General features: G+C 69.8%; 19 protein-coding genes and 2 pseudogenes. 12 read left to right on the top strand and 9 right to left on the bottom strand.

Annotated elements, in window-relative coordinates; genetic code table 11:
• Window positions 1-40 precede the first annotated feature (40 nt).
• Genes E4N62_RS26035 through E4N62_RS26025 form a run of 3 tightly spaced genes read left to right on the top strand, consistent with a single transcriptional unit; the run spans window position 41 to window position 2,591 of the window.
• A complete protein-coding gene (locus tag E4N62_RS26035; RefSeq protein WP_230218545.1) occupies window positions 41-1,246 on the top strand; it encodes a thiolase family protein in 1,206 nt (401 codons plus the stop codon).
• Window positions 1,243-1,938, top strand: coding sequence for a 3-oxoacid CoA-transferase subunit A (locus tag E4N62_RS26030; protein WP_230218543.1), 696 nt, complete (start codon window positions 1,243-1,245; stop codon window positions 1,936-1,938). The genes E4N62_RS26035 and E4N62_RS26030 overlap by 4 nt, the downstream gene beginning before the upstream one ends.
• Window positions 1,935-2,591 carry a 3-oxoacid CoA-transferase subunit B gene (locus tag E4N62_RS26025; protein ID WP_230218541.1) on the top strand — a complete coding sequence of 219 codons (657 nt, stop codon included), beginning with the start codon at window positions 1,935-1,937 and terminating at the stop codon, window positions 2,589-2,591. The genes E4N62_RS26030 and E4N62_RS26025 overlap by 4 nt, the downstream gene beginning before the upstream one ends.
• Window positions 2,592-2,673: 82 nt before the next feature.
• Here E4N62_RS26025 and E4N62_RS26020 read toward each other — a convergent pair whose 3' ends face one another.
• On the bottom strand, window positions 2,674-3,156 hold the full coding sequence (locus E4N62_RS26020; RefSeq protein WP_230218539.1) for a hypothetical protein: 483 nt from the start codon (window positions 3,154-3,156) through the stop codon (window positions 2,674-2,676).
• Between the two features lie 419 nt (window positions 3,157-3,575).
• On the opposite strand from E4N62_RS26020, the gene E4N62_RS26015 reads away from it, so the two are divergent.
• On the top strand, window positions 3,576-4,133 hold the full coding sequence (locus E4N62_RS26015) for a PadR family transcriptional regulator (RefSeq protein ID WP_230218531.1): 558 nt from the start codon (window positions 3,576-3,578) through the stop codon (window positions 4,131-4,133).
• A 155-nt stretch (window positions 4,134-4,288) separates the two neighbouring features.
• Window positions 4,289-6,013 (top strand): acyl-CoA dehydrogenase family protein, encoded by a 1,725-nt coding sequence (locus tag E4N62_RS26010; RefSeq protein ID WP_230218529.1) that lies wholly within the window; start codon window positions 4,289-4,291, stop codon window positions 6,011-6,013.
• A gap of 159 nt (window positions 6,014-6,172) precedes the next feature.
• Here E4N62_RS26010 and E4N62_RS48155 read toward each other — a convergent pair whose 3' ends face one another.
• Window positions 6,173-6,889: a chromosome condensation regulator gene (locus E4N62_RS48155; RefSeq protein ID WP_308185645.1), complete on the bottom strand. Its 717-nt coding sequence runs from the start codon at window positions 6,887-6,889 to the stop codon at window positions 6,173-6,175.
• A 191-nt stretch (window positions 6,890-7,080) separates the two neighbouring features.
• A pseudogene (locus E4N62_RS25995) lies at window positions 7,081-7,164 on the bottom strand (DUF664 domain-containing protein); the annotation flags it as partial.
• Between the two features lie 70 nt (window positions 7,165-7,234).
• On the opposite strand from E4N62_RS25995, the gene E4N62_RS25990 reads away from it, so the two are divergent.
• The 3 genes from E4N62_RS25990 to E4N62_RS25980 all read left to right on the top strand — a co-directional run bounded on the left by E4N62_RS25990 (window position 7,235) and on the right by E4N62_RS25980 (window position 9,941).
• Complete coding sequence (locus tag E4N62_RS25990) at window positions 7,235-8,611, top strand: radical SAM protein (protein ID WP_230218527.1); 1,377 nt, start codon at window positions 7,235-7,237, stop codon at window positions 8,609-8,611.
• Window positions 8,608-9,624 (top strand): aspartate aminotransferase, encoded by a 1,017-nt coding sequence (locus E4N62_RS25985; protein ID WP_230218517.1) that lies wholly within the window; start codon window positions 8,608-8,610, stop codon window positions 9,622-9,624. The genes E4N62_RS25990 and E4N62_RS25985 overlap by 4 nt, the downstream gene beginning before the upstream one ends.
• A gap of 131 nt (window positions 9,625-9,755) precedes the next feature.
• Window positions 9,756-9,941 carry a hypothetical protein gene (locus E4N62_RS25980; RefSeq protein WP_230218515.1) on the top strand — a complete coding sequence of 62 codons (186 nt, stop codon included), beginning with the start codon at window positions 9,756-9,758 and terminating at the stop codon, window positions 9,939-9,941.
• 86 nt (window positions 9,942-10,027) lie between these two features.
• Here E4N62_RS25980 and E4N62_RS25975 read toward each other — a convergent pair whose 3' ends face one another.
• Complete coding sequence (locus E4N62_RS25975) at window positions 10,028-10,360, bottom strand: hypothetical protein (RefSeq protein WP_230218513.1); 333 nt, start codon at window positions 10,358-10,360, stop codon at window positions 10,028-10,030.
• 457 nt (window positions 10,361-10,817) lie between these two features.
• Between E4N62_RS25975 and E4N62_RS25970 the strand changes: the two genes are divergently transcribed.
• Both E4N62_RS25970 and E4N62_RS25965 read left to right on the top strand, forming a co-directional pair.
• Entirely contained in the window at window positions 10,818-11,249 is a 432-nt protein-coding gene (locus E4N62_RS25970; protein WP_230218511.1) for a hypothetical protein, read from the top strand.
• Between the two features lie 173 nt (window positions 11,250-11,422).
• Window positions 11,423-11,695: a hypothetical protein gene (locus E4N62_RS25965; RefSeq protein ID WP_230218509.1), complete on the top strand. Its 273-nt coding sequence runs from the start codon at window positions 11,423-11,425 to the stop codon at window positions 11,693-11,695.
• Between the two features lie 93 nt (window positions 11,696-11,788).
• On the opposite strand, the gene E4N62_RS25960 is transcribed toward E4N62_RS25965, so the two are convergent.
• Entirely contained in the window at window positions 11,789-12,487 is a 699-nt protein-coding gene (locus E4N62_RS25960) for an alpha/beta fold hydrolase (RefSeq protein ID WP_230218654.1), read from the bottom strand.
• Between the two features lie 231 nt (window positions 12,488-12,718).
• Here E4N62_RS25960 and E4N62_RS25955 point away from each other — a divergent pair.
• Window positions 12,719-13,688, top strand: a pseudogene (locus tag E4N62_RS25955) (helix-turn-helix transcriptional regulator).
• Here the strand turns inward: E4N62_RS25955 and E4N62_RS25950 are convergent.
• The 3 genes from E4N62_RS25950 to E4N62_RS25940 form a co-directional block, all read right to left on the bottom strand.
• On the bottom strand, window positions 13,685-14,302 hold the full coding sequence (locus tag E4N62_RS25950) for a hypothetical protein (RefSeq protein ID WP_230218652.1): 618 nt from the start codon (window positions 14,300-14,302) through the stop codon (window positions 13,685-13,687). The pseudogene E4N62_RS25955 and the gene E4N62_RS25950 sit on opposite strands and share 4 nt — an antisense overlap.
• Before the next feature lie 237 nt (window positions 14,303-14,539).
• Window positions 14,540-15,334 carry an alpha/beta fold hydrolase gene (locus E4N62_RS25945; RefSeq protein WP_230218507.1) on the bottom strand — a complete coding sequence of 265 codons (795 nt, stop codon included), beginning with the start codon at window positions 15,332-15,334 and terminating at the stop codon, window positions 14,540-14,542.
• A 126-nt stretch (window positions 15,335-15,460) separates the two neighbouring features.
• Window positions 15,461-15,835 (bottom strand): hypothetical protein, encoded by a 375-nt coding sequence (locus E4N62_RS25940; protein ID WP_230218505.1) that lies wholly within the window; start codon window positions 15,833-15,835, stop codon window positions 15,461-15,463.
• Between the two features lie 1,061 nt (window positions 15,836-16,896).
• Between E4N62_RS25940 and E4N62_RS25935 the strand changes: the two genes are divergently transcribed.
• Window positions 16,897-17,850 (top strand): aminoglycoside phosphotransferase family protein, encoded by a 954-nt coding sequence (locus E4N62_RS25935; protein WP_230218503.1) that lies wholly within the window; start codon window positions 16,897-16,899, stop codon window positions 17,848-17,850.
• A gap of 33 nt (window positions 17,851-17,883) precedes the next feature.
• Here the strand turns inward: E4N62_RS25935 and E4N62_RS25930 are convergent.
• Window positions 17,884-18,508, bottom strand: a 625-nt coding sequence (locus E4N62_RS25930; protein WP_230218500.1) for a FadR/GntR family transcriptional regulator, incomplete at its 5' end; no start/stop codon positions are given.

Raw genomic sequence — 18,508 nt, 5'->3', positions numbered from 1 at the left:
GTACTTCAGAATATCGCGGCTGACATCTAACGTCGTTGCCATGAGCGCTTTCCTCTATGCCGCGACACGGACACCGTTCGGCCGCTTCAACGGCGCGCTGGCCGGCGTCCGCCCCGATGACCTCGCCGCCGCCGCGATCACCTCGACGCTCGCGGCGGTGCCGGGCCTCGATCCCACCGCCATCGACGACGTGGTGTGGGGCAACGCCAACGGCGCCGGGGAGGAGAACCGCAACGTCGGCCGCATGGCGGCGCTGCTCGCCGGCCTCCCGGTGAGCGTGCCCGGCACCACGGTGAACCGCCTGTGCGGCTCCAGCCTCGACGCGGCGATGGCGGCCAGCCGGACCATCGAGTCCGGCGACGCGGAGGTGGTGCTGACCGGCGGCGTCGAGTCGATGACACGGGCGCCGTGGGTACTGCCCAAGCCGGCGAAGCCGTTCCCGGCCGGCGACGTCACCGCGGTCTCCACGACCCTGGGCTGGCGGCTGGTCAACCCGAGGATGCCGAAGGAGTGGACGGTCAGCCTCGGCGAGGCCAACGAGCAATTGCAGGAGCGCTTCGGCATCTCCCGGGAGCGGCAGGACGAGTTCGCCGCCCGCTCCCACCGACTCGCCCACGCCGCCTGGGAGTCGGGCTTCTACGACGACCTGGTGACGCCGGTCGAAGGAGTCGACCTGACCCGCGACGAGGGCATCCGCCCCGGATCCACACCGGAGGTGCTGGCCGGCCTCAAGCCCGTCTTCCGCACCCCGGAGCAGGGCGGCACCATCACCGCGGGCAACGCCAGCCCGCTCAACGACGGTGCCTCCGCAGTGCTGCTGGGCAGCGAGGCGGCCGCCGCCACGATCGGGGCCGACCCGGTCGCCCGAATCGCCGGCCGCGGCGTGATGGCACTGGAGCCGCCGGCCTTCGGCTACGCCCCAGTGGAGGCGGCAAACCGGGCGCTGGCCCGCGCCGGGATCGGCTGGGACCAGGTGGGCGCGGTCGAGCTCAACGAGGCCTTCGCCGTGCAGTCGCTCGCCTGCGTCGACGCGTGGAAGATCGACCCCAACCTCGTCAACCAGAAGGGCGGCGCCATCGCGATCGGCCACCCGCTCGGCGCCTCGGGCGGACGCGTCCTCGCCACGCTGGCCAAGGTGCTGCGCGAGACGAGGCAGCGGTACGGCGTCGCCGCGATCTGTATCGGCGTCGGCCAGGGCCTGGCCGTCGTACTGGAGAACTGCGACACCACGGAGGCGTCCCGATGAGCCGGGCGGAGATCGTCGAGAGCGCCGATGCCGCGGTCGCCGGGATCGAGGACGGCTCCACCGTCCTGGTCGGCGGGTTCGGCCTGGCCGGAATGCCGTTCGACCTGATCGACGCGCTCATCCGGCAGGGTGCCAAGGACCTCACCATCGTGTCGAACAACGCCGGCAACGGCGACGTCGGGCTGGCCGCGCTGCTCGCCGCCGGCCGGGTGCGCAAGGTGCTGTGCTCCTTTCCCCGTCAGGCCGACTCCTGGGTCTTCGACGACCTGTACCGCGCGGGCAAGATCGAGCTGGAGGTCGTGCCGCAGGGCAACCTCGCCGAGCGGATGCGCGCGGCAGGGGCCGGCATCGGCGCCTTCTACTGCCCGACGGCGGTCGGCACACCGCTGGCCGAGGACAAGGAGGTCCGGGAGATCGACGGCCGCACCTACCTGCTCGAATACCCGATCAAGGGTGACTACGCGCTGATCGGCGCCCATGTCGCGGACACCCTGGGCAACCTCGTCTACCGCAAGACGGCCCGCAACTTCGGACCGGTCATGGCCACGGCCGCGACGACGACCATCGTCCAGGTCGACCAGGTCGTCGAGGCCGGCGAGCTGAACCCCGAGGCCGTCGTCACCCCGTCCATCTACGTCGACCGGATCGTCCAGGTGACGGCCCGCCACTACACCGTGCAGGGGGCACGATGACCACGACCTCAGGCGTCCAGGCGTCCGCCGACCACCGGCTCTCCATGGACGAGCTGGCCGCCGTCATCGCTCGCGACATCCCGGCCGGCTCCTTCGTCAACCTCGGCATCGGGCAGCCCACCAAGATCGCCGACCATCTGCCGGCCGACTCCGGAGTGGTGCTGCACACCGAGAACGGCATGCTCAACATGGGTCCGAAGGCGGAGGCCGACGCGATCGACCCCGACCTCACCAACGCCGGCAAGGTCCCGGTGACCGAGCTGCCGGGGGCGGCGTACTTCCACCACGCCGACTCCTTCGCGATGATGCGCGGCGGCCACCTCGACGTCTGTGTCCTCGGCGCCTATCAGGTCGCCTTCGACGGTGACCTCGCCAACTGGCACACCGGCCGCCCCGACGACATCCCCGCCGTGGGCGGCGCCATGGACCTCGCCATCGGTGCCAAGGACGTCTACGTGATGATGACCCTCTTCACCCGCTCCGGCGAACCCAAGCTGGTACCGCGGTGCACCTACCCGCTCACCGGCGTCGGCTGCGTCAGCCGCGTGTACACCGACCACGGCGTCTTCGACGTCGGCCCGAAGGGAGTACGGATCCGGGAGACGTACGGCATCGACGCCGACGAACTCGCCCAGCTGCTCGGCATCCACTGACACGCACGGTCATCGGCTCCGTGGGCGCGGACCGGCTGTCCGCGCCCTTGCGTCACCGCTTACGCCACCGCCCGGGGCTGTTTCAGACCTGGACGAGGACGGTGCACCAGACCTCGTTGTTGTCACCGATGCCGCAGTCGGCGATCTCCCCGCTCCGGATCTTCGTCCAGACGCCCTTCTTTCGCCAGTGCCACGTGCCGACACGTGAGAACCGCTCGTGGTAGCCGTGGGTGGCGAAGGTGAAGGCATCGACGTCCTTGCCGGTGCCGTTGCCGCCTATCGTCCCCCTGTTGAACGACTGCTGCTCGCACGCGGTCTGGTCCCACTTGCTCGTGGTGCCGCCGTCGATGTTCCACACGTCGCACAGGTGCGGGCCGCTCCCCAGCCTCATCGTGTAGTGCATCGGCTTGCCGGTCCTGTTCTTCACCGCACCACAGAGGTACTTGCCGGGACCTCCGCACGCATCGGCGGAGGCGGTCGTGGCCCCCGCGACGACCATGCCGGCCGCCATGAGGACGGCGGTGCCGATGGCCAAGGCGGTCCGGTTCGTTCGGGACTTCATCATGCGTATGCAGTTCCATTCCTGTGTACGTGCCGACTCGGCCCGCCCCCCGGCGTGACCGTCGGCAGGGAGCGGGAGCGGCACCGCGCCGCTCCCCGACTGCCCTACGCGGGTCAGCATCGACGTTCTCTCCGAAGGACGGCAAGCGCACCGGCGTCTCCTGGGACGCTGAGATGAGCCACCCACTGTGACCTGGACGTTTCTCCGCCCTCTGGGACGGTACTGACACGCGGGCCCACCTTGGACAGAACCGAACCCGCCGCCGCGTCGGCCTCCGCGTCCACCGTCGGACCACAAAGAGTCGGACGCGGGACGTCACGAACGCCTTCCGAAGGCGACGGCCCACCGGACCCGCACCGGGTGAGCGGCGTCTCACCGCCACGGCGTTGCTATGCAACGAGGTGCATAGCAGGATCGTGCACATGGCGCTCGAACACGCGATCCTCGTCTCCCTGCTGGAGAAGCCGGGGTCCGGCTATGAGCTGGCCCGGCGGTTCGAGCGGTCCATCGGGTACTTCTGGACCGCCACCCACCAGCAGATCTACCGCGTACTCAAGCGGATGGAGAGCGACGGCTGGGTCGACGTCCGGGAGGTCCCGCAGTACGGGCGTCCGGACAAGAAGGAGTACTCCGTCGCGGGGCCCGGACGGGAGGCGCTCTCCGGGTGGCTCCACGAACCGACCGAGCCCGACAGCGTCCGCCACGACCTGGCGGTGAAGATCCGCGGCGCCGCCTTCGGCGACCCGGCCGCCCTGATCAGCGAGGTCGAACGGCACCGACAGGCGCACACGGACCGCCTGGACCACTACCTCGCGGGCGTGGCCCGCGACTTCGGAGACCCCCCGGCGGACGGCCCCCTCGACGCCGAACGGGAACTCCAGCACGTCGTGCTGCGCGGCGGCATCGCGTACGAGCGCATGATGATCGCCTGGCTCGACGACGTACTCGCCACACTCGCCGGCTTCACCCCCGGTCACTGACCGGCCGGCCGAGCCGGCCACCAGGGCGTGACCGAGCGACTCAACCCCACGACACGACCCGAGCGGATGGCCCCGGACATGACCGGGGACGTGAGCCGAAACTCGTGTCCGCACCCCACCCTCACCCCTCACCACTCAGCCGAAAGGCGGCATCCATGGCCGACGCGCTGCTCTTCAACCCGCGGACCTACGACCCCGCGCACTTCGACCCGGAGACCCGCAGGCTGCTGCGTGCCACCGTCGACTGGTTCGAGGAACGGGGCAAGCACCGGCTGATCGAGGACTACCGGACCCGTGCCTGGCTCGGCGACTTCCTCGCCTTCGCCGCCGAGGAAGGGCTCTTCGCGACCTTCCTCACGCCCGCCTCCGCCGCCGCGGAGGCCGAGGGCGACAAGCGCTGGGACACCGCCCGCATCGCCGCGCTCAACGAGATACTCGGCTTCTACGGCCTCGACTACTGGTACGCCTGGCAGGTCACCATCCTCGGACTCGGCCCGGTCTGGCAGAGCGACAACCCCGCCGCCCGCGCCCGTGCCGCCGAACTGCTGTCCCAGGGCGAGGTGTTCGCCTTCGGCCTGTCCGAGAAGGCGCACGGCGCCGACATCTACTCCACCGACATGCTCCTGGAGCCCGACGGCACGGGCGGTTTCCGGGCCACCGGCTCCAAGTACTACATCGGCAACGGCAACGCCGCCGGGCTCGTCTCTGTCTTCGGGCGCCGCACCGACATCGAGGGCCCCGACGGCTATGTCTTCTTCGCGGCCGACAGCCGCCACCCGGCGTACCACCTGGTCAAGAACGTCGTCGACTCGTCGAAGTTCGTCAGCGAGTTCCGCCTGGAGGACTACCCCGTAACCCCGGACGACGTCCTGCACACCGGCCGGGCCGCCTTCGACGCCGCACTCAACACCGTCAACGTGGGCAAGTTCAACCTGTGCACCGCCTCGATCGGCATCTGTGAACACGCCATGTACGAGGCCGTCACCCACGCGCAGAACCGCATCCTCTACGGCCGCCCCGTGACCGCCTTCCCGCACGTGCGGCGGGAGTTGGCCGACGCGTACGTCCGGCTGGTCGGGATGAAGCTGTTCAGCGACCGCGCCGTCGACTACTTCCGCACCGCCGGTCCCGACGACCGCCGCTACCTCCTCTTCAACCCGATGACGAAGATGAAGGTGACCACCGAGGGCGAGAAGGTCATCGACCTGATGTGGGACGTCATCGCCGCCAAGGGTTTCGAGAAGGACAACTACTTCGCCCAGGCCGCCATCGAGATCCGCGGCCTGCCGAAGCTGGAGGGCACCGTCCACGTCAACCTGGCGCTGATCCTCAAGTTCATGCGCAACCACCTCCTCGACCCGGTGGCGTACGAGCCTGTCCCGACCCGCCTCGACGCGGCCGACGACGCCTTCCTCTTCCGACAGGGCCCGGCTCGCGGTCTCGGCTCGGTGCGCTTCCATGACTGGCGGCCGGCCTTCGACACGTACGCCCACCTGCCCAACGTCGCCCTGTTCCGCGAACAGGCCGACGCACTCTGCGAGTTCGTCCTCACGGCCGCGCCCGACGAGAAGCAGAGCCGCGATCTCGACCTGCTCCTCGCCGTCGGACAGCTCTTCGCGCTCGTCGTGCACGGGCAGCTGGTCCTGGAGCAGGCGGCCCTGTCGGATCTCGACGCGGACGTGCTCGACGAGCTGTTCGCCGTCCTCGTGCGGGACTTCTCCGCCCACGCCGTCGAACTGCACGGCAAGGACTCCGCGACCGAGGAGCAGCAGCGCTGGGCGCTCGGCGCGGTCCGACGACCGGTCGTCGACGAGGCGCGTTCGGAGCGGGTCTGGCAGCGCGTGGAGGCTCTGTCGGCGGCGTACGAGATGATGCCGTGACACCTTGACGGGCACACCGGCGGAGGACGGGGGGTCGCCCCCGGTCCTCCGCGGCGCATGCGCGTACGTGTACGTGTACGTGTACGTGTACACGGGACCAACCCGGCGTGGCAGCACGCGAGTTGTATGTATCCAGGTCCCCAGCTCTCGGTCCCGGCCTTATGGAACCCGGACTCCGGACCAGGATTCGACCGCGCACTGCCCGTCGGTGTTGTTCCCCGTCGACACGACCGTGCCGTCGGCACGCAGGCCGAGGGTGTGTGTCGAACCGGCCGCCACGGCGATGATGTCGCGCCAATCGCCGACGTCGCACTGTCCGTGGCTGTTGTCTCCCGTTGCAAGGGCTCGCCCGGACACGGTGACACCGACGGTGTGGTAGCTGCCCGCGTCGAGCGCGACCACTTCCTCCCACGCGTCGACCTCGCACGCCCCGGTGGTCCTGTCTTCGGTCGCCACCACCCTCCCGTCGACCTTGAGGCCGACGGTGTGGACATACCCGGCAGCGATGGCGGCAAGGTCACACCATTCAGCAACGGCGCACTGACGTCGCCGGTTGTTGCCCACGGCCAGGGCGGAACCGTCCGACCGGACGCCGACCGAGTGCCAGTCACCGCACGACAGCGCGACCATCTCGCGCCAGGACTGTACGTCGCACTGCCCTTCCGTGTTCCGGCCGGCTGCCAGCACGCGGCCGTCCCGGAGCAGCCCGAGCGTACGGCGCCACCCCGCGGCCACGGCTGTGACTCCACGCCATCCGGCGACATCACACTGCCCGTCGCCGTTCCACCCCGTTGACAGCACCGTGCCGTCCGACCGAAGTCCCACCGTATGGGCCCTGCCCGTGTTCCTCGCCGTATGGACGTTCCCGGCCGCCACCGCGACGACGTCCGCCCAGCGGTCGACACGGCATTCGTCGACTGCGGTACGGCCCACGGCAAGAACGGTCCCGTCCCAGCGCCGCCCGACCGAATGACGCCTGCCGGCCGCCAGCACAGAGAGATTGGCTAGCACTCGCACTCCGCCTCCGTATCCGTGTCCGCGTTCTTGTTCCCGTCCGTGATCCGGCGCTACACCCCGGTAGTGCCATCGACGCGTTCCCGGACCAGGTCGGCGTGGCCGTTGTGGCGGGCGTATTCCTCGATCATATGGACGTCGGGCCTCGCGTCGACCGCTGGATCAACCCGCTTTCAGACGATAGAGATCGTCAAGCATGATGACGGGATGAACCACAGCGACCAGCGCTTCCACGTCATCGTGCTGTCGAATTTCGCGAAGGGCTTCGACAAGTACGCGTTCGCATACGACAAGGCGGGGATTCCGCAAAGCACCTATCCCGACCGGTTTCATCTGCTGACGCGTACGGAGTTGGGAATCGGCATAGGCAAGGCGCGACGCCTGCTGGACCGTCTGGCCGTTCCCGGTGACCGGCTGCTGGTGCTGGAAACCATGGTGGACCCCGACGAGCTGGTGCCCAACGTCTCGACCGGCCTCGGCATGGAACTGCACGAGGCTCGCATCCGGCTGTCAGCGGTCCACGAACTCGACGAAGCGGGCGCAGCAGCCACAGCAGACGCGGCAAGCGCAGCAAGCGACGAGTTCACCCTGCGCCCGACCACCGTCGAGGACGCGATGGCCGCCTCCCTGCACCTGCAGGGGTCGGCACTGCGTCGCTACGACGACACACGACCCCGCTCGGTGTCGATTCTGCCGGTCGCCTCCGCCTGCCAGGCCCGGTGTTCGTTCTGCTTCTCATCCGCTTCGATCTCCAGCGACCAGACGCCGGCGCGGGTCCCGTGGGACGCGGTCGCCCTCTGGCTGGAGCGTGCCCGTGCGGCAGGTGCCGAGCGTGCGGTGATCACCGGTGGCGGGGAGCCCACGCTCATACCGTTCGAACAGCAGGTACGGCTGGTGTCCGCCTGTTCCGCGGCCTTCCCGAAGGTCGTCCTGATCACCAACGCGCACACCCTCGCGAAAGCCGAGAACGCCGACCGGGCCGACCGCCTCGCAGCCCTCAGCACCGCGGGGTTGAGCGTGCTCGCCGTCTCCCGGCACCATCACGGCGACACCGTCAACGAGCGGCTCATGATGCTGCGTACGCCGGTGAGCTCGGTCATCGACGCCTGGCGCGTGGAACGGGACCGCTGGCCGGGGCTGCGGATGAGACTGATCTGCGTGCTCCAGCACGGCGGCGTCGCCGACGCGGCCGGGGTCGCCGACTACCTTTCGTGGGCCGCGGCTCTCGGTGTCGAGGAAGTCTGCTTCAAGGAACTCTACGTATCCACCAGCACCGAGTCGCTGTACTTCGACCGCACGGCCAACGTCTGGAGCCGAGACCACCAGGTTTCGCTGTCCGTCGTCACCGGGTTCGCCGAGCGGCACGGGTTCGAACTGGCGAGCCGCCTGCCCTGGGGCGCGCCGGTCTACCAGGGCAGCTGGGCCGGACGGCCGATCCGGATCGCCGCCTACACCGAGCCCAGCCTGCTCTGGGAACGCACCCACGGGATCGCACGAAGCTGGAACGTCATGGCCGACGGACGCTGCTACGCCTCCCTGGAGGACCGGGCCAGCGAGATCGTGCCGGAAGGTGCGGCGGCGTGAGGTTCGAGGGGTTCCAGGAGTTCCGGCAGCGGCAGCTCGATGCCTCCTCGGCGCTGCTGGACGCCGCCGAGACCAACGTGTACCGGGCGCTCGCTCCCTTGCGGCCGAAGCCGCCGACCGACGAGCGTACGGTGTACCGGTGCGATCTCGCCCGTGCCTGGCTGCGGCGCTTCGAGCTGCCTGAAGAGTGGTCCGGCCACGCCATGGTCTGCCGAGGGGTCCGGCACGGACTCGGTGTGGTGTTCCCCTGGCTGCGCGCCGTGCGAGCGCGGTTGTGGCTGCCCAATGACGTGTACCCGGTCTATTTCGAGCTGGCCCGGGCCGCCGGTCTCGAGCCCCTGTCCTACCCGACGCTGCCGGCACCGACCCTGCCGACGTCGCCGCCGCCGGACCACCACCCCGAATACCTCCTGCTCGCCAATCCCAGCAAGCCGCTGGGCCGTTGCCTGTCCGATGCGGAGTGCGCGGCGGTGACCTGCTGGTTGCGAGAATCACCGAGCCGCCGCTTGCTGATCGACAGCGTCTACGACCTGGGAGCCCCATTCGCCGCCGGCACACGACGGTTGCTGGGCACCGGTCGCGCGGTCCTGCTGCATTCGGTGACCAAGGGATGGCTTTGGCCACGCACGTTCGGCGTGGTCCTGCTGGGCCGGGGACAGACCGAACTGGCCGAAGCGTTCCGGGCGGATCCGCCGACGCCGGCGCAGCTGAGGCTCGCCGACCGTCTGCTGACCGAGCACGGCGACGTGCCCCGGCAGGTCGTCGACGAACTGACCGCACGGGCTGAGCAGTTGTTCGCACGATTGCCGGACGATGTGATCGGCGCGATTCCCGAGACCAGCCGGACCTGTCCCGGCAACTACTTCTTCCCCGTCGAGATCCCTGCGGAGACGCTCCGGCGCGAGTACGGCGTGCTCGCCATACCGGTCAGCGTGTTCGGGGACAGCGACTGGTCCGGCTCGATCCTGACCAGCCTCGCCGACGCCTTCGCTGCGGCCCACCATCACGGATGACCGCCGCAGTGCCCAGCCCTGGCCGGTGAACGTACGTATGCGATTACGTAGTTCTACTGGCGCCTCCGGAAAGCAGCGTGGGGAGACTCTGCCCAGTCAATGAGCCCAGCTGAACAGGGGAGAGTCCTGCGGTGGTTTCCAAGACTCGGGTCCTTGTCGGCATGCTCGTGCTCCTGGCACTGGCCATCGGCGCCATCGCCCTGCTCGCGGCCATGAAGGCCGACGCCACCTGGTTCACGATCATTCCGATCGGCATCCTCGTCATCGGTGCGACCGTCGTCCAGTCGCTCGGTTGGTTCAACAAAGAGGGCCATTGACTGGCCCGGCCGGCCCATCGGGAGCGGGGGTTCCCACCGCCGCCGGAACCCCACACTGCGAGCCGTACATCAGAGGGCAGCCGCGGTCATGCGAGCGGCCCCGCCGCCCGGCCCTCCGCCTCCTGCTCCCTGGCAGCCAGGGCCCTCGCCAGCATCTTCGCCCGGTAAGGGTTCGACGTATCGAGGGCCTTGGCCACCTCCACGGCCTCGTCCAGCAGGGCCAGACGCCGCTCAGGCACCTCCCGAAGCAGCGGCGACCCGCTTGCCTCCACCAGGACGTACGCCAGCTTCGACCCATACGTCTCCGGCTCGACCTGCGTCAGCAGGCGGTAGATCCACAGGCCCTCGGCGCCACGCACCACCCGCAGGTTGGCACTCAGCAGCTTGATCCTCGCCAGTACGATCATGTCCTGATCCATCGGTCCCCCTCCGTCACGCCACCCCCCTGCCCGTGCACGTCACACGGTGAGACAGCACGCCGACCGCGCCGGCAACCGAGCACGGTTGCCGACACGTTGGCCGGAGAGTGGATGACGACGAGTCTGACGCGCGGCACCAACTGCCACAAGCACAAACGGACGTGCGCTGTGTCCTACCGAAAACCACGTCCGAACAGGCATGATGGACCTGACACTCACTCAAGGCCCGTCTTACGTGGTCGGGTGGCCGGCGCCGGGAAGGACTCGGCACCGCTGGTCATCGCCGTGTCAGGCGAGGCCGCGACCCGTACGAACATTCCGGTGGTCCGTGATCGGCGTGCGTCGAGGGGGCGGTATCTGGCACTGACGGCGGGTCGGGAGGCGCCCGGCGGGAGCGGCTGGTTCGCCACGTACCGGGTGCGCACGCCCCGAGGCCGGGGTGTACGCGCTGACCGCCGTGGCCACAGCCCCCGTCGAGAGGGCGCGGGCGGGAGCGGTCGCCTCGTACATGCGACTGCGCGTGAACGACGGTCCGTTCACGGAGGTCGCGTTCTCACCACCGCGCTGGTACGAGTCGAGGCCCGCCTGGGGTGACCTGTCCGTGCTGGACTTCGACGAGGTCGAGCTCCGGAGGGTCGAGAGCGCGGTCGCTTTCCGCGTCGGCGAGGCCGTCCCGGTCGACGACGCCGTCGTGTACGTGTTCCGGCTCGACCATGTCACGTTCACCCCGCGGCGGCCCCGCGCCGGGCGGCCCGTGCCCCGTGAGGTCTCGGTCGCCGTCCACCGGCACGGCGATCCCGCCCCGCCGCTGTGCGTGCGGTTCGAGGCCCCGCCGTCCGTACACATCACGTGCGCTACACGGTCACCGCCCATCACGGGCGGTGTGTAGCCGCCGGACGGGTGACGCTACGGGCGGGGAGCGCGACGGCGACCGTTCGGCTCCCCCGACTGCTGCCGGGGCACCACCGGGTCGAGGCCAGGGGGATCGCCGGACAATTCACCTGTCTCCCGAGGCAGTTACCCGTCACCGGTGCCGCGAGCCGGTTCGGGGTCAACGTCTGGGTGTCCTCTCTCGTGCCTCCGGCCCGGCTCGACGCGTTCGCCGACGCGCTACGGCAGATGGGTGCGGGCTGGGTGCGCCGCGACGGTCAGTCCTGGCCCGCCGAAGCCGACACCTCGCGCACCGACCGGCGACAGCGGCACGGCGAGAGCGCGAACCAGTCCCCGGTCGTGGCGGCGCTCAGCCCCCAACCGTGTCGGACGCCACAGCGGACGCTGACCGCGAATCCCTCCCAGTACGTCCGCAGGCCACCCTGCGGGCCCCCACCCGGGTGACGGCCGTCCGCAGCGACCCGCGTTCACGCCAAGTCTTGACCCCGAGGAACACCAGTTTTCCGTACGGTCAGTGCGCCGGCGGGCCTGGCCACTTCACGTTCCGTCGGCCGCCGCTTCGGCTGCCGTGGCCAGGATCCGGGCCAGCTCGGCAGGCTTGGTGATCATGGGCCAGTGGCCCGAGTCGATGTCGGCGAGGTCGACGTGCTTGGCCCGGGCGAGTTCCGGGACGTCGCCGGCGTCGATCCACTCCTGAGCCTGCGCGGGCGTGAACTCCGGGCATACGACCACGACCGGGACGTCGAACCGCAGGTCGTCCGCCAGCCGCACCACGCCCTGGGCCACACCTTGAGGCACGGGGATCGCGGCAGCCGCCAACTCCCGCCGGGCCTCGTCGTCGAGGTCGGCGGCGTCCGGCCCCTCGAACGGGCCCCAGCCCGGGAAGGGCATGACGCCATCCCACACCTCGAAGAAGTCGGCGTACAACTGGCCATCAGAGGACGGGAAGCCGCCGATCAGGGCGACCTTGGCCAGCCGCCCCGGCCGTCGGTCGGCGGCCAGCCAGGCCAGCGAGCAGGCGGCGGAATGCCCCACCACCATGAGCCTGCCGGGCACGGCGTCCACTGCCGCGAGCACGGTCTCCACCTGGTCGTCGAGCGTTGCGGACGTGGAGCCGTCCCCCTGGCCCGGGAGGGTGAGCGGCACCGGGCGATGGCCGAGCGCCTCCAGCACGGAGGCGACGCGGCCCCACACGGATCCGTCCAGCCACAGGCCGCCGATGAGCAGGATGTTCATGGTCAGTTCCCCTTCTTCCGCCGCACTCCTGTGCCGCACGAAGGTCACCGTAGGAGGAGATCCGGACGATCCACTGCCGGTTTGTACGGCGATCACCCGAGCGCCCGCCGAAGTCCCGTGCGGGCCAAGGGGGAACGAACTGTCCTGCGCGCGCCCTCGCTCCTCACGGGGCGGGGGGGATTCCCACGGACTCTTGTGCCCGGGCTCAGCGGGGCGGACTAGCCTGCTTGCGTGCCGAACGATCTCAGCCCCACCGCGCGAGCCCTGCGTACCCTGGAGATCATCCAGTCCCGGCCCGGTACGACGGCCGGTGAACTCGCCGGACGACTGGGCGTCACGGAGCGGGCCGCACGCCGCTACGTCGAGATACTCCGGGAGGCCGACATCCCCGTGGAGTCGACCCGGGGGCCGCACGGCGGCTACCGGCTGGGGCGCGGGACGAGGTTGCCCCCCCGTGCATTTCACGCAGGCGGAGGCCCTCGGCCTGGTGATGGCCGTACTCAGCGGCCAGCCGGGCGCGGCCGACGCCGACGACCTGGTCAGCACCGCCCTGGGCAAGGTCGTCAAGGCGTTGCCGGAGAGCGTCGGCCACCACGCGGCGATGCTGCGGGAGTACGCGTTGGCCGCACCGGACCCGTATTCGGCCCGCCCGGATCCGGCCGTCACCGGCGAGCTCGTCGATGCCGTCGCCGCCCGGGAGCGCGTGTCGGTCACGTACCGCAGCGGGGCGGGCGACGAGTGGGTGGCGGAGGTCGATCCCTGGTCCCTCGTCGTCCGCTACGGGCGCTGGTACCTGCTCTGCCACTCCCACCGCGCGAACGCCATCCGTACGTACCGGGTCGACCGGGTCCACGCCGTCCGGAGGACGGGACACGGGTTCGAACCGCCAGAAGGTCTTGATCCGGTGGCGGTGCTGGAGGAGAACCTGGGCCTCGGATGGGAATCCTCCACGCGGGTGGTGTTCAACCTCCCGTTGACCGAGGTGGCCCCCTGGATCCAGCCGCCCATGGGACGACTCGAACCCTTGGGAGACGGGTGCGTGCTGGTCGGCAGCACGCGCAACCCGGCCATGTACGCGCAGGAATGGCTCGCGAGGCTGCCGTTCGCGTTCCGGGTCGAGGGCGGCGAAGAACTGCGTGCGGCGGTCGCGGCGCTCGTGACGCGGTTCACGGCAGCCGTGGCCGACCCTTCACGCCCCTAGTGTGAGTCCAGGTCCAAGGCTCGGGCCAGGGCGGCGGTGACGGCGGTGGCGAACGTGGGCAGGTGGTCCTCGGCCCAGCTTCCGGCGAGGTCGTGGAAGTCCCGCAAGTCCTGCTGAGCGCCGAAGACCAGCGCGCGCACCTCGTCCACCGGCAGCTCGATCACCGGGCTGCCGTCCCCCGCGTGGACGTCGAGCGTCAACCGGACGATGTCGCCGACGCGTTCGGCCATCGAGGACGGGTCGTGGCCGAAGGAGGCCCAGCCGGTGCCGTCGAGCACCTCCAGCCATTCCCGCCATGTCTCCAGGCCGTTGCAGCATCCCGGGTCGATGAAGACGGAGCCGGTTGCGTCGTCGGTCACCCGGAATCCGCCGGCCGCCAACAGGTCGGGCATGGTGAGCATCCCGTGCAGGAACACGCCGATCGGGTCGCCCGGGCACGGCCCGTGCTCCTCCTCCGGCTCGAAGGTGTTGCACTCGGCGATCCGCATGATCGCCGTCCCGACCTGCTCCGGAGTCAGCTGCCCGTGCAGCGCGAGACAGCCGTACGACTCGTGCTCGCCGATCGGCCAGAGCGCGAAGCCGTCGGCGGCGACGATCTCCAGGACGGGTTGCATCACGATCACACGGCGATGATGCCGGACCCACCGCCCCACCGCCCCACCGCCCCAGGCTGCCGCTGCGGCATCAGGTTCAAGGCGGGCTCCGACCGCCCAGGTCGCAGAGGTCCTTCAGGCCGTAGCTGCGGCGGCGTCCGCCCCCAGCGGACACCCGTCTTGTTTCGGGATGCGGCCGCGTTCTCCGCGCCCGGGAAGAACATCAGCCCCATCCTGCGCTCCCTGCTTTCTTCGCCCTCAGGATCGACCGGTCAGGAATTCGCGGATGGCGGGAGCGGTGGCGCGGGCGAGGTCCTCGGCGGTCCTGAGGTCGTCGCCGATCGGGATCATGGCCAGCTGTCCGTTGGGGAGGGTCTCGGCGGCCTGTTCGGCGAGAGCGGTGGGGTGGCGTGGGTCGGTGCCCGGGAAGACGAGGGTCGGTGCGGTGATCGTCGCGAGTTCGTCCACGCTCCGGAAGGAACGGTCGTGGCCGATGGCAGCTGCGGCCACGATGCTGGCGGGGTCCGATCGGGGGATGGCGTCGCGCACCATGGCACCGACAACGGGAGGGAAGCCGGCGAGGATGGGCTCCCAGCCCGCCTCGATGCCATCAGCCTCGACGCGGGCGGCGAACTCGTCGAGGAAACGGATCTCGGCCTTCTTGGCCTCGTCGTCCTCGATGTCCTCAACTCCGATGAGTACGGCCGCCAGGACCCGCTCCGGGTACGCGGCGGCCGTCCGAAGCGTGATCGTGGATCCCAGGCCAGCCCCGGCCAGTGCGGCACGGGCAATACCGAGGTGGTGCAGGAGCCGCATGACGTCCTCGACGTACTGGGCCCAGGTATGGCGGGCCGGGTCCGTACAGACCGACCGGCCGTAGCCTCGCAGGTCGGGCAGTACGACCGTGAAGCGATCGGCAAGACGCTCGGCCAGCGGGAGCATGCTCTTGTGGTCTGGGCCGCCGGCATGCAGGAGAACCAGGTTCTGCCCCTCTCCGGTGACGGTGGCGTAGAGGGTGCAGTCGTCGGCCGCCTGGTAGCTGGTCTCTTCCATGAGCCGAATCTAGAACGGCCACAGCAGCGTTCGGTGCGCCTTGATCCGCCGACGGATATCGCGGAGCCCGCCAGGAGGTGACGGCTCCGGCGCCTCTCGCACCAAGAACACCTGTTGCTGAGGACGTCAGTTGAAGGCGTCGGTCATGCAGTCCGCCCGACAGTCGGCGGCCTCATAGCGCCGGCGGAGGGCGGCGGCCACCTCTTCGCGCTCCTCGAAGAGATGCCCGTAGTGCTGGTACGCCACCCTGGTCACGTCTCCGACCGTGACGATGGCCGGTTCGCCGTGGGCGGCCCGGCGGCGCGCTTCGGCGATGGCCATGTCCGCGGAACACAGCAGATTTCTCGAACGGTCCCGGCTCACGGCCGCTTGGGCCCGCTTGACCGAGAGGGGGCGCAGGACACCTCCCCTCCAGACGCAACCGACGGCGACAAGGACGAGACCGAGCACTATGAACAGGAGTGCGCCGGGGTCGAATCGCATCCGTCCAGTCTTCACCATGCGCGTGAGGATCGTCATGCCCGCGCTGGCGTGACCCCGCCGATTTTCGCGGCAACTCGGTGTCCGTGGGGCTGAATGTCATCGATCGCCGCAGGAGACACCGCCCGGCGGGCGTGATCTGCGCGAGAGCGTCGTGCTGTTCGGCAACAACCGCGAGGTCTGGTTCCAGGTCGGCAACCACCGCAATGACTGGTTCCGCGGAGGTCCAGGGACCCGGTTGGCGACCGGACGGTCCCGGTCGGTCGAGGACACCTCGCCCGAGGCGCGTGCGTACCGGCGGTATGTGGCCAGGCTGCGTGCCCCTCTCCCCCTGCGGGCGGGATCGCCGTCTCGGAGTCGGCTGCGCTCCGATCAGAATCCGTTTGTCCCAGTCCCCCGGCACTCCTCCCCAGGCGTGCCGCCCACGGAGATGACGCATGAAGCGGGGCAGGTCGATCGTCGCGCCGCATGGGATCAGCGCGTCGGCGTAAGGCTCGCCCGCGACGAAGTGGATCCTGAACTCCAAGCCGTACAGCCGCCCGCGGACCTTGTTCCTGATGTGGATCGGGAACGTGTGCGCGTCGCCATGGCTGGAGCGATGCGCGGCAGGGACGTGCCGAATCAGGTGCTCGAACGTCAGCGTTTCCCGATCAGCCCACAGACCTGGGATCCGGTCGACCGAACCGTGCAGCAGATAGAGACACATCAGGTCCACCGGATGCGCCTCGTGCGCCAGCCGCGTGAAGAATCCCTCGGAATAGCGGTCCCGCACAGGTGTCTCCAGCCGTTCCGTCCCCTGCCGCGTCGTGGGCACGGGGCAAATCTACGGTCAGCACGGAGGTGATCCCCAGGCGGGCGGCGGTCTGTGCGACCTGACTGACATCATCGACCTGCGAGAGGCCACGGTGAGGCACGCTCGACCCTTCGACAACGAACCGCGAACTGCGTTGCTACGGGGAGCTGTTCGAAGGTCTGATCGTCGGCGCCGAGCTGCCCGCGCTGGTGTACGCGGCCGCGGCGTCGGGACAGCCGAATCCGCTGGGATCCGACGTCGGCCGGGGCCCTTGCTGATCTCGTACTCGATGGAGAAGATCCTGGACGTGGAAGCCTCACTCTCCGATCCATGGCTCGCGTACTTCGCCGACCGTGGGCACACCGGTGTCCGTCGTATCGGTGCTGGTGTCGAGGGCGTCGTCTACGCGCTGGGCCAGGGCCGGGCGGCCAAGGTGTGGAGCGGTCGGCCAACGGTCGACCTCGACCTGACCCGCCAGGTGTACGCGGACATCGCGCGGCACTCCCTGCCCTTCGCCACCCCGGAGATCTTCGACGTCGAGGACCCCGAGGGCGTCCTGGTGACGTACGAGCGTGAATTGCCCGGGGGGCCGATGCGGGTCGACTCCGCGCGCGCCGCCTACGAGCGCGACCTGCCCACCCCGCACAAGGACGCACTCCTCGCCGTGCTTCGGGGCCTGGCCTCCGTGCCCGGCACCGACGCCATGCGTGCGTTGACGGTCCAGGGTGACGACCGTCCGTTGTGGCAGGATCGCGACAGTTTCCGCGACGCCCTCGCAGCCCTGGTCGCCCGGGCCGCGGCCCGGAACGGTGCCGCCCTGGCCGCCCACGTGCCGGACTTCGACACGGGAGTCGAACGCACACTGGAGGCGCTGCTCGCGCTCCCCGACGCCCCGGTGACAGTGATCCACGGCGACCTCGTCCCGCCCAACATCCACGTCGACGCGACCGGACGGACCGTCGCCCTGCTCGACTTCGGCTTCTGCACGACCGCCGGTGACCCAGCCTTCGAGGCCGGCGTCACCGCCGCCGTCCACGACATGTACGGGCCGTACGCCGCAGAGCACACCGCTGAGCTGACCGCGCTCTTCGCCCACGAGCTGGGGTACCCGTCGGCGACGCTCACCACCTATCAGGCCGCATACGCACTCGTCACCTATGACCTCTTCGGCCTGGACGACCGCGACGGGCACTTCCGGTGGTGCGCGCAGCAGCTCCGCCGCAACTCCGTGTTCAGCGCCTGAAGCGAGCCTCCGTCACCGCTGATGGTCCTGCTCTCAGCCGGAGTTCGCGGTGGTGGCCGAAGGAGCAACACCTTCGGACTCGAGGTGTTCGCGCAGCCACTGTTCCGTGCTGCTCACATGCAGCAGCGCGGCCGCCTGGCTGAGTGTGGCGTCGTGGGCGGCCAGCGCCTCGTAGATCGCCTCGTGCTCCATGACGGTCCTGGCCGCGACCTGCGCGTCGACCCGGCCTCGCCAGATGCGGGCGCGCAGCGTGCGACCGGAGACGCCTTCGAGCAGTGCCAGCAGGGACTCGTTGCCCGTGGCCTCGACGACGGCGCGGTGGAAGGCCGCGTCGTGCGCGTTGAGGAGTTCGACGTCGTCGCGGGCCTCCCGCATCGCGTCGAGATGGGTTTTGACACCTGCCAGTTGCTCGTCGGTGATGCGGGTGGCGCAGAGCCCGGTGGCGGCGGGTTCGAGCAGCCGCCGTACTTCCATCAGGTCCAGTAGCGCGCCCGCGTCGGCCTGGAGCAGTTCCACGGCGCCGCCGAGGCCCTCCAGCAGTACGCTCGCCTGCAGGCTGGTGACATAGGTGCCGTCGCCCCGCTTGACCTCCAGCACACGGGCGACCGCCAGCGCCTTGACCGCCTCGCGCGCCAGGTTGCGGGACAGCCCCAGCTGA

It is taken from the genome of Streptomyces sp. MNU76, assembly GCF_020982545.1.
Lineage (GTDB): Bacteria > Actinomycetota > Actinomycetes > Streptomycetales > Streptomycetaceae > Streptomyces.
This window is presented reverse-complemented; position numbering and strand designations above follow the sequence as displayed.